Origin of the sequence: Draconibacterium halophilum (genome assembly GCF_010448835.1) — a bacterium.
Lineage (GTDB): Bacteria > Bacteroidota > Bacteroidia > Bacteroidales > Prolixibacteraceae > Draconibacterium > Draconibacterium halophilum.
In genome coordinates, this window is sequence record NZ_CP048409.1 from 4,593,656 (window position 1) to 4,604,598 (window position 10,943).

Consider the following 10,943-nt stretch of genomic DNA (forward strand, 5'->3'; position numbering starts at 1 on the left):
GTTTCACAAAAAGTGAAGCCCTCAATATTTTTCAGCGTTAATCAGCGTAATCCACGAGTAATAACTAAATAAACAAATTCAAATTCGACTGGTCAGCTTCTTCAAGATAGGTAGCAACACCACCAATTTCAACGCCTTCCATCAGTTCTTTTTGTTTACGCCCATCACATCCATCGACATTTGGCAGGCAATCATCTGTACGCCATTGTCCATCGCAGTTTGAAGCATGTCTTCCAGCGAATCCACTTTTTTAGCCAGCATGCGTTTTTTCATCATTTTGGCGCCCACTCCCATCATGTTCATTTTCGAGAGTTTCAAATCGCCGGCATCTTTGGCCATCATCGAGCCAAACATTTTATCCATAAAATCTTTTTCTACCTGTGGTTTATCTGCTTTCTTAATCACATTTAATCCCCAAAAAGTAAAGAATAAAGTTACTTTGCGTCCCATTGCTACTGCACCATTTGCAATAACCAGCGATGCCAGCGCACGGTCCATATCGTCGCTAAAAACCACCATGGTTTTATTTTTGGCTGGAGCCGCACTCGTTTTTGCGCTGCTCTCCTCTTGCTTTCTCCCTTTTTCAATCAGGGCTTTTACTTTGCCCTTTTCGGCCGAAACGGAAACCAGCTTGTTACCGGTCATGTTGCACCACGATTTTACATCGTTCATAAAACCCATATCGGTAGCAATTTGCTCCAAACGCTCGCCGGGCTCTATGTTTTCAATCTCCTGTTTCAGCTTTAAAATTGGGCCGGGGCACTGCAAACCGCAAGCATCAACCTGAATGGTTTTTACGGGCGCGCCTTCAATTTCAAGCTGCCCATTATTGGCTTTCCCACGGTAAATATGGTCGTTTTTGGTAATGTAATTGGCTTCAAAAATATCTTCGTTACTTTGTTTGCAGATCGAGTGCTCGTACGTTTTGTATCCTCCGCTGAGGTTGTAAACTTCGCTAAAACCCGATTGTGTTAAAATCCGGCAGGCAATGTAGCCGCGTAGACCAACACCGCAGTAAACAATTATTTTTTTGTCTTTTGGCAGTTCATCCAAACGGCTGCGTAAATCGTCAACCGGAATATTTACCGAATCTTCAATGTGCCCCAGTTCATTTTCTGCTTCTGTACGTACATCGAGTAGTACAATATTATCAGAGTGGAAGTTATGAATCTCATCCCAGCTTACAATTTTAAGTTTACCGCTAACAATATTCTCCGCCGCAAAACCAGCCTGGTTTACCGGATCTTTTGCCGATGAAAACGGCGGGGCGTAAGCGTGCTCAATGTCCTGCAAATCGTAAATACTACCACCTTGTTTCAGCACGGTGGCAATCAGGTCGATCCGTTTGTCAACACCTTCGTAACCAATCATCTGTGCTCCATACAATTTCCCGTTTTCAGGATGAAAAAGAATTTTGAGCGTGTAAGGCAAAGCATCGGGATAATAGCCGGCATGCGATGCGCCGTGAATGATATTTGCTGTGTAAGGCATCATTTCATTCTTCAAAGTCTTTTCCGGAATTCCGGTGGATGCTACAGTAATATCAAATACCTTGGCAATAGCTGTAGCAATTGCTCCTTTGTATTTTCGTTTATTTCCACCAGCAATATTATCGGCTACAATACGACCTTGTTTGTTGGCCGGACCAGCAAGATAAATGTTACTTAACTTTCCGGTAATCGGATGCGGGAAAGCCATGGCATCACCTAGAACGTATATATTTTTATCGTTACTCAGCAAATATTCGTTGGCAATTATTCCGCCATTTGGTGCTAAATCCAATCCGGCTTCGCGCGCCAGTTTGTTTTCCGGTTTTACCCCAATCGATAAAATTACCAAATCAGTTTCAATCTGACGTCCCGATTGCAAGGTTACATTCAACACTCCATTTTCTCGTTTAAACGAAGTAACTCCGTCTTTTAAAAAGAATTCAACTTGTTTGGTTTTAAGGTGCTGATGTACTACTGCCGCCATTTCGTAATCAAGCGGTGCCATTACCTGTTTGGCCATTTCCACAATAGACACTTTCATTCCCAGGTGATGCAGGTTTTCAGCCATTTCGAGCCCAATAAATCCGGCGCCAACCACAACCGCTCTTTTGGGTAAATTATCGTTGCAGTATGCTTTTACTTTATCGGTATCAGCAACATTACGCAAGGTAAAAATCGATGAATCTTTAATCCCCGAAATCGGTGGTTTAATTGGTTCTGCTCCCGGCGACAACACCAATTTGTCGTAAGTTTCGGTATACTCTTCGCCAGTTTGAACATTACGCACTATAACCGCTTGTTTCTCACGATCAATTTTTACTACTTCGTTAAAAATCCGCACTTCAACATTTAAACGAGCTTTAAAACTTTCGGGTGTTTGTAAAAGCAGCTTTTCCCGCTCTTTAATAACATCTCCGATATAATAAGGTAATCCGCAGTTTGCATAAGAAATATGCGCTCCACGTTCAAACATTATGATCTCCGCCTGTTCGTCCAAACGCCGCAGTCTGGCAGCCACTGTTGCCCCACCGGCAACGCCTCCAATGATTAAATATTTTGACATATCGTATTGTTATATATAAATATCTATATTAGTATAACACAAAAATATATATTTAACTTTTGCTCATAATGAATATTCCTTTGGGTTACGATTAATTAACACAAACTTATCAGACAAAAATCATAATTAAAGAATCGGGGAAGAAGTAATAAAAACAAAAACTGCTCTTTCAGTTACAGTTGAAAGAGCAGTTTCCAGGAATAAAAAGAAAATAATATCGAGTTTATTTAATCGGTTTATCCACCACCAAACGTTTGCGCTGATTGGCCAATTTGTAGGCTACGGAAAACGCATACTGCGTAACTCGTTTCATTTTGGTGTAATCAATTTTATCCAGTTCATCGGTAATTTGGTGATAATCGTCGTGCAAGCCGGTAGACAATCCAAGAATTGGCACACCATTTTTATAAAAATGGTAATAATCGCTGCGGGTTAAAAAAGCTTTAGTCAATTCATCGCTGGGAATAAGACCGAGGTCTTTGCAAACCGCATCACTGAGATTCATGAGTTCAGTACTTTGTTTCCCTGAAATAATGTATAAGCCGTTAGGCCCGGCCAAAGTTTTAGATCCTGAATCAAGCACTTCGGGCTCTTTTTCAGCCGACCTTCCAACCATATCGAGATTAATATCAGCGAGTGTATTCGCCATTGGAAAAACCGGGTTTTGCGAATAATAATCGGAACCAAGTAAGCCTTTTTCTTCGCCGGTAACCCAGGCAAAAACAATACTCCGCTTTGGTTTCTTTTTCATGCTTTGAAAAGCTTCAGCAATTTCGAGCAAAGCAACAGTTCCTGTACCGTTGTCGTCGGCACCGTTGTATATAGCTCCTTCGCCATCAACTCCCAAATGATCGTAGTGTGCTGAAAAAACAATACATTCGTTCTTTAATTTCGGGTCGCTGCCTTCAACCACTGCAATAACGTTTTTGCCCTGTATTTTCTGAGTTGATTTTACTAATCTTATTTCTGATGTGAGGTTATTTAGGGCAAAAGATTTCGGTTTTTCACTTTCATTGATCTCTTTCTGCAGACCAGCCAACGTTTTTCCCGAAGCTTCCAGTATTTTATCGCCCAATTCTTCTGTTCCAAATATCAACCTGATTGGGATCCGAAAAGTGCCTTTGGCTCCTTTTAATTGCAGGCTTCCGCCGGTAGCATATTTTCGTATACTTTCAATGTAGCCGGTGTTCGGATTCATTGGATCGTTTACCAATACCAGGGCTTTGGCTCCCCCCATCATGGCTCTGGACATTTTTTTCATTTCAATATCCATTTCAGGATCTGCACCTGCCTTTACCTGTTCAAGGGTGCGCGTCATCACCAGCACAATTTTCCCTTTTAAATCCAGGTCTTTTGTGTCGTTATATTTTGTATCCTCGTTGTACCAGCCATAACCGGCAAACACTATATTGCCCGAAATAGTGTCGTTTTTTGCAGGTCCTCCTAATGAGAATATATTTTTGGTTTCGTAGGTTGTTTTCCCATTTTCGTCTTCCAAACTTAACAAAGTCTGCTCGCTATCCGGTGTTACAGCTTCCATTTCAATGGTTTGAAAATAACCTTCAACTCCTGGTTTCAGGCCCATTTTCAGGCATTGTGCTTTCAGGTAATCAGCAGCAAGATCAAGGCCCGGCACATCAGTAAAAAAATCGCGTCCTCGCATATTGTCGCTGGCAATAAATTCCAGATGTGCTCTCAGATCATTTTCGGTAATCGTCTGCAATTCCTTTTTTTGTGCTTTAGCCAAAAACGAAACTGCTACACAAAACAGGGTAAAAAGAAGTTTGGCGTTCATGTTTTTTGGTTTGATATATTTCTTCAAAATTCAATATCTTCTTTGTTAGCCAATTCCAAACCTACTAAAAAGCAGAGATCGGCAACTCGCTTTATTTTTGTAAAGTTTATTCTTTCTATTTCATCGCCAACCTTGTGGTAATCGGCATGATAACCGGTGGCATAGTTTAAAACCGGCACACCGTACTTATGAAAATGATAGTGATCGCTGGCACGCAGAAAACGTTCTTTCGGCAAACTGGTATCAGGAACCAAACCCAACCCGGCACATTGTGCAGCATTAATTTCAGCCAATTCGGGCCAAACATCATTTGATAGTGTATATAAGCCATCAAAATCTTTCACTTTTTTAGGCGAATCTTTCCAAACATCGTCGCGCGGACCATCGTAAACGCGCCCCACCATATCGAGGTTTATGGAAGCAACAGTTTTTTCCAATGGGAAAACCGGATGATCGCAATAATAACTGGAACCAAAATGCCCTTTTTCCTCGCAGGTTACCCACAAAAATACGATACTTCGTTTTGGTTTTTCTTCTAAAGAAGCAAAAGCCTCGGCTACTTCCATTATGGCCGCAGTTCCCGAACCATTGTCGTCGGCACCGTTGTACACATCACCATCTTTACCAATGCCCAGGTGATCGTAATGTGCCATAAAAACTATGTATTCATTTTTTAATACCGGATCAGATCCTTCGATGTAAGCAATAACATTTTTCCCCTCCAGCACTTCCGGCTCTGCACCAATTTTAATGCTCAATGTTTCTGCAACTTTCGTAACAGCTTCCGATCCGGCAACCACCTTTCCCAGGTATTTTTCATATGGTCCTTTTTTACCTAATAAGGCATCGGCAACTTTTGGCGTTGCCAACAAAACGGCAGGTTGTAAAGTACCGTCGTCCTTTTTCACACTGTAACCCGCACGGTTCATCCAGGCTTGTAATTTGTTGAATGTTTTATTTTCGGTGTCTTTCGGATTGGTAATTATCAGCAATGCTTTTGGTTGTTTTCCCATAATAGCATGTATTTTTGTGCGCTCCATACGGTTCTGCCATTCAAATGCCTCTGCACCGGAAAACGATTCGGCATTTCCCTGCGCAACAATTACTACCTTATCTTTTAGTTCCCGTGATTCAATATTATCGCCAAAACCAATAAAAACAACCGGTTCTTCATGCATACTAAAAACCCCCGGCGCCTGATTGATCTTTACCAATTTTTTTGATCGGAAAACCGACTTTCCTTTTTTGTTCTTCACTTCAATAAAACCATTGGTACCGGGTGCTGTGTGCAAAATTGGTACTGGCTGAAAATAATTTTCCACCGCCGGTTTTAGCCCGATTTCTTTGGCATAACCGGCCAGGTAGTTTGCCGTAATTTCCAGGCCGTCCACTTCAGTGCCAAGACTTCTTCCCTGTAATTCATCAGAAGAAATGAATGTAAGGTATTCTTTCAAATCAGGAATATCAATTTTTGACAGTGCCGCAGGCTGTGCATTGGCCGAAAACAGAAACATCAACAAGCTAAAATAAATAAGTACAGTTTTACGTATTAACATACGGATGATTTAATAAAATGAAGTAAATGTTATCTTTGTGTAAGGGCGAATTTAATAATTATGCCTGCACCAACAAGCCAGTAGTAACAATTTGAAATACATGAATGCGATTTTTTAACCATACTTCAAAATCTCAAGAAAAATGAAGACAATCAAAACATTTTCCGCAATTCTTTTAACCGTTTCGTTAATATTACTTATTCCATCTTGTGCTGTAAATCCGGTTACCGGAAAAAAGCAATTGATGTTTATGTCGGAAGAACAGGAGATTGCTTTGGGAGCACAATACGACCCAACTGTTATTTCAACATTCGGCTTGTATGATGACGAAGAGCTCTTAAATTTTATAACAGAAAAGGGTACAGAGATAGGAAAAATCTCGCATCGCCCTGACTTGCAGTTTCACTTCAGGATATTGGATTCGCCGGTTGTAAATGCTTTTGCAGTGCCAGGGGTTATGTTTATTTTACGCGTGGAATTTTGGCCCAATTTAACAATGAAGCTGAACTGATTGGCGTATTAGGTCACGAAATAGGACACGTTACAGCACGTCATTCAGTTCAGCAGCAAACACGTCAACAAATCAGTCAGCTTGCCCTTGCTGCCGGAATGATAGCCGTTCCGGAAGTGGCACAGTTTGCCAACGAAGCAACGGCTGCCATGCAACTGTTGTTTTTGAGTTTTAGCCGCTCTAACGAACGCCAAGCCGACCGACTGGGTGTTGAATACTCGTCAAAAACAGGTTACGACGCCCACAAAATGGCCGACTTTTTTGAGGTACTGAACAGAATGCAAGGTGGAGGAGATGGCAGCAGTGCAGGCATTCCAATTTGGATGTCGACTCACCCCGACCCGGGTGACAGAACTGTTGCCGTAAAGCAAAAAACCGAAGAATGGCAGGCAAAACTACCGTCGCAATCTTACTCAATTAACTCCGACGAATATCTTGAGATGATTGATGGTATTGTATATGGCGAAGACCCCCGCCAAGGATTTGTTGAGAATAACATGTTCTATCATCCCGATCTGGCATTTCAATTTCCGATTCCTCAGAATTGGACGCTTATCAATTCGCCACTTCAGGTGCAAATCGTTCCTGAAGACAAGAATGGAGCTATGATATTTGAACTGTCGCAGGAAAAAGATGCCGATGCGGTTGCGCAAAAAACAATTTCCGAACTGCAACTTACACTAATCGATAAAAGCAATATTACAGTAAACGGGTTAAATGCAGTGTCAACCCTTTCGGAGCAGGTTTCGCAAAACAATGGGGGACAAGAGCAGGTGTTAAAAATTCTGTCGTATTTTATCGAAAAAGATGGGATGGTTTTTACCTTTCACGGGCTTTCGTTAAGCGATCAATTTAATGGTTATAAGCCAGCATTCGAGTCTACCATGAAAAGCTTTGCTCAACTTACCGATGCGTCAAAACTCACTATTCAACCCGATCGGATAAAAGTTATCTCAATCAACAGTGCATCTGTTTCGTTAAAAGATGCGTTTGATTATTACAAAGTTCCGCAAGATAAATTTCAAGAAATGGCCCTACTGAATAACCGCGAACTAAGCGATGAATTGAAACGAGGAGATAGGATTAAAATTTTAGAATAATAATTTTTAAAACAGAAAACGTTATAACATGAAAAAGAAACGACAAAAGATTGTATTGACAGTGGTATTGGCTTTTGCCGGAATGTTTATTGGAAATGCCCAGGAATTAGGGGTTCGTTTTGGCGATGTATCGGCCGGAAGTGTGGCTATTGACGGAATATTTTCGACAGGAGAATTTAACCGCCTGCATGCCGATGTTTCGTTTGGCAACGGCATAGCTGCCGATCTGCTTTGGGACTTCCTTTACCGCCCGCTGGCCGACGAAGCTATAAACTGGTACATGGGAGTTGGCCCTTACCTGGCAATTCTGGATGAAGATGTGTATTACTCGGATGGAAGAAAAGACAACAAGACCAACTTTAACCTGGGAGCTGCTTTTGAAATTGGGCTGGAATACCGTTTTGTTGACATTCCGGTAGCACTGGGGCTTGATTACCGCCCCGCCCTTGAGGTTATTGACGAAACCAGTTTCCACTGGGGTGGATTTGGATTAAATATTCGCTACGTGTTTGACTAATACCAATGTAATAAACAAAAGAGGCTGCCGGGAATTCCGACAGCCTTTTTTATTGCCACTTTCGACTCATCCTTCACCAAATCCTTACATCAAGCTGATTCCCACCAACCTGTATTTTAACAAGGATCCATAAAATACTGATTTTAAGGCTCCCTCAGGTGACTAAAGTCGGGTTCAAACGCGTTTTTTTCTGCCCTCAGGTGCTGGGGAAGGGTTCAAATACGTTTTTTTCCGTCTCCAGGTGAATGAAGTTCATTTCGAACGTATTTTATACCGCCCTCAGCTAACAGATGTAGGGTTCAAACGCGTTTTATATGGTCCCTAGCTATCAGTTTTTGGCCTCAAACACATTTTCTACAGCCTTTATTGAGCTGCGTAAACGAACTTCCGGTTACGGTTCCATATCCATAGCCCGAATATAATCTTCGTTTATAGTGCACTTTGCCAGCTTCAGGTTAGAAATATAATCCAGCATCACTTTTCTGGCAAGTTCCTGGTCGGGGCGATTTTCGCGTACACCCTCAAAACTATCTCTTGGCCCTTCAGCAAAATCTACAATAACATCCCAATTTTCGGGTGTGGAAATGGTAACCATACAACGCGGGCTACCCATTTTTTTATACGGCCAGTAGTGATAACCAATGTTATTCCTGATCATCAAACGTGTCCATGCAGCAATCCACTCATCGGTATTCTCGCCGGTTTCTCCCATATAAATTGGCAGGTTCACCGAGTCGCGAAAATCAACAAAATCCTGAATATTTGCCTGCAGCGTATCAGTCCAGTAGCGGTGGCAGGTATACATGATTTTATCGTCGAATTTTGAGTCGGTGAACACTTCGAAATTGCTGTTCCATTGTGCACCGCCCAGCAAAACAATGTGGTTGTTGTCCACCTCACGAATAGCTTCAACAGTTTTCATATACAAAGGCTCCAGCTGTTTGTTCAGCATGGCCTCATCCTCTGGAAAATACGTGGCAATGGGTTCATTCAGCAAATCGTATCCCAAAATTAGTGGCTCGTTTTTATAACGATCGGCAATTTTTCGCCAAATTTCCACAAACAACTCCTGACTTTCTTCGCTCACCATCAACCACGGATAACCATAACTATCGTCGATATTTGCACCGGTTTGTCCGCCGGGGCATCGTGCATATCCAAAATAATATATAACTCCGATTCGCGGCACCACTCCACCAAACTGTCGATGCGTGCAAAACCATCCTGATTGGAATAAAGCCCCATGTAATCCTCGTCGGTAAACAGTTTATAGTGAAAGGGCAAGCGAATAGAATTCACACCAGTGCTTTTTATATAGCGAATATCCTCGCGGGTGATGTAATTATCTTTAAATTGTTTCCAGAATTCGTTGGTAAAATCGGGGCCAACCATTTCGCGAAACATTTCATCGATAAGCCGGGCCGAACTGGTTTTTTGAAACTTAAACATGTAACCTTCCGGATTCAGCCAGTTGCCAAGGTTTATTCCCTGGATAAAGAATTTCTCTCCGTTGGGTGCGATCAAATCAGGCCCGTCAATGGTAATGAATTGTGTCGCATCTGCCTGAGGTTCTTCTTTTTGCTGCGCCGGTTGACAAGAAAACAGAATGGTACTTAAAAACAGTACCCAAATTGAACGATGAATTTGTTTTTGCATGGTATAGTTTAATTGGTTTGTGGTGAAAATAGTAATAATGTTGGGAAAGTAAAAAGCATCTCACTATTTCTAAGGCGACAAAAAAAGCAAGTTATTAGTCAAGGACTAAAGTCCGGGATCTGTTCTAATTCACTAACCCCGGCATTAATGCCGGGGTTAAGCAATGTCTCCACCTTTGGACTTTAGTCTTTAATTCTCAATAAAACATTAGCGTTGAGCATTTTTACACCGTGGCTTTAGCCCGGTGATACAATGCGAATACTTGTTCCCGGCTTTAGCCTTTAAGCGAATTTTAAAGGCTAAAGCCATTCCTTTTCCTTATTAAAATGACACCAAGCTAAAGCATGGTGCAAAAACTTATAACCACAGACCCCCTTTGGCAGGGATTGCAGCGACACCCTGTTGCAGACAAGCGACAGTTTTTGTTATTGGACGAAGGCGACAATGGGAGCCCGCGTACCAATTACAAAAACCAAGCTTGACAAAACCGGTAAAGCGAAAAGCCCGGCAGCCAACCAAAAGAAAATATTAGGTATAAAAAAAGGCTTCACAAAAATGTGAAGCCTTTAAAGAGCGAGAAATCCTGACGACCTTGTGTCAGGGCAGGCGAGACTCGAATGCTGACGCTTTTGGTCAGCATCCTGACATTCCTCTTGAATCGTCAGGGCTCGCGACCCCGACCTTATATTTTTGAATAAACTGAGCTGTTCTTTCTCTTGACAAATTTTTCAGCTTCCGTTCCAATTTTAAAGCTTCACCTCTTGTTGCTTTATAGGTAGTCCAAACCAATTTCCAGGGAATTCCATGTTTGGTAGCTTTTTCTCTACCTGAATTATGACGTTTGAGTCTTTCCGAAATATCTGAAGTTTGCCCCTTATAATAGACATCAGTACCAGGTGAATACAAGATGTAAACAATATAGTCCATGAGGCAAGTTATGAGTTTGAGAGGAAATAAAAAAGGCTTCACAAAAATTGTGAAGCCTTAAAGAGCGAGAAACGAGACTCGAACTCGCGACCCCGACCTTGGCAAGGTCGTGCTCTACCAACTGAGCTATTCTCGCAAATGGTACCCGAGGCGGGACTTGAACCCGCACGATCATAATGATCATTGGATTTTAAGTCCAACGTGTCTACCAATTCCACCACCCGGGCATCCTTTGCATTATCGTGAATGAGCGAGAAACGGGACTCGAACCCGCGACCCCGACCTTGGCAAGGTCGTGCTCTACCAACTGAGCTATTCTCGCATATTT

Annotated in this window: 8 protein-coding genes, 3 tRNA genes and 1 pseudogene; 3 read left to right on the plus strand and 9 right to left on the minus strand. The window is 42.0% G+C overall.

Annotation, left to right across the window (positions count from 1 at the left end; genetic code table 11):
• Nucleotides 1–64: 64 nt before the first annotated feature.
• The 3 genes and pseudogenes from G0Q07_RS18730 to G0Q07_RS18740 form a co-directional block, all read right to left on the minus strand.
• Nucleotides 65–2,553 (minus strand): annotated as a pseudogene (locus tag G0Q07_RS18730) (FAD-dependent oxidoreductase).
• Between the two features lie 223 nt (nucleotides 2,554–2,776).
• A complete protein-coding gene (locus G0Q07_RS18735; RefSeq protein WP_163348596.1) occupies nucleotides 2,777–4,348 on the minus strand; it encodes a M28 family peptidase in 1,572 nt (523 codons plus the stop codon).
• A gap of 23 nt (nucleotides 4,349–4,371) precedes the next feature.
• Nucleotides 4,372–5,904 carry a M28 family metallopeptidase gene (locus G0Q07_RS18740; RefSeq protein WP_163348597.1) on the minus strand — a complete coding sequence of 511 codons (1,533 nt, stop codon included), beginning with the start codon at nucleotides 5,902–5,904 and terminating at the stop codon, nucleotides 4,372–4,374.
• Between the two features lie 142 nt (nucleotides 5,905–6,046).
• On the opposite strand from G0Q07_RS18740, the gene G0Q07_RS18745 reads away from it, so the two are divergent.
• The 3 genes from G0Q07_RS18745 to G0Q07_RS18755 are packed head-to-tail and all read left to right on the plus strand — an operon-like array spanning nucleotide 6,047 to nucleotide 8,032.
• A complete protein-coding gene (locus tag G0Q07_RS18745) occupies nucleotides 6,047–6,415 on the plus strand; it encodes a hypothetical protein (RefSeq protein WP_163348598.1) in 369 nt (122 codons plus the stop codon).
• On the plus strand, nucleotides 6,385–7,515 hold the full coding sequence (locus G0Q07_RS18750; protein WP_163348599.1) for a M48 family metalloprotease: 1,131 nt from the start codon (nucleotides 6,385–6,387) through the stop codon (nucleotides 7,513–7,515). The genes G0Q07_RS18745 and G0Q07_RS18750 overlap by 31 nt, the downstream gene beginning before the upstream one ends.
• A 28-nt stretch (nucleotides 7,516–7,543) precedes the next feature.
• Nucleotides 7,544–8,032 carry a hypothetical protein gene (locus tag G0Q07_RS18755; RefSeq protein WP_203532608.1) on the plus strand — a complete coding sequence of 163 codons (489 nt, stop codon included), beginning with the start codon at nucleotides 7,544–7,546 and terminating at the stop codon, nucleotides 8,030–8,032.
• A 391-nt stretch (nucleotides 8,033–8,423) separates the two neighbouring features.
• On the opposite strand, the gene G0Q07_RS20480 is transcribed toward G0Q07_RS18755, so the two are convergent.
• From G0Q07_RS20480 to G0Q07_RS18780, 6 genes are all read right to left on the minus strand, one after another.
• Nucleotides 8,424–9,221 carry a glycoside hydrolase family 5 protein gene (locus G0Q07_RS20480; RefSeq protein ID WP_203532609.1) on the minus strand — a complete coding sequence of 266 codons (798 nt, stop codon included), beginning with the start codon at nucleotides 9,219–9,221 and terminating at the stop codon, nucleotides 8,424–8,426.
• On the minus strand, nucleotides 9,122–9,688 hold the full coding sequence (locus G0Q07_RS21140) for a cellulase family glycosylhydrolase (RefSeq protein ID WP_203532610.1): 567 nt from the start codon (nucleotides 9,686–9,688) through the stop codon (nucleotides 9,122–9,124). Before G0Q07_RS21140 ends, G0Q07_RS20480 begins: the two co-directional genes overlap by 100 nt.
• A gap of 633 nt (nucleotides 9,689–10,321) precedes the next feature.
• A complete protein-coding gene (locus G0Q07_RS21360; RefSeq protein WP_163348600.1) occupies nucleotides 10,322–10,615 on the minus strand; it encodes a GIY-YIG nuclease family protein in 294 nt (97 codons plus the stop codon).
• A 63-nt stretch (nucleotides 10,616–10,678) separates the two neighbouring features.
• A tRNA-Gly gene (locus G0Q07_RS18770) sits at nucleotides 10,679–10,751 on the minus strand.
• Nucleotides 10,752–10,754: 3 nt separating this feature from the next.
• Nucleotides 10,755–10,842 (minus strand) — tRNA-Leu (locus G0Q07_RS18775).
• Nucleotides 10,843–10,864: 22 nt separating this feature from the next.
• Nucleotides 10,865–10,937: transfer RNA gene (locus G0Q07_RS18780), tRNA-Gly, on the minus strand.
• Between the last annotated feature and the right edge of the window lie 6 nt (nucleotides 10,938–10,943).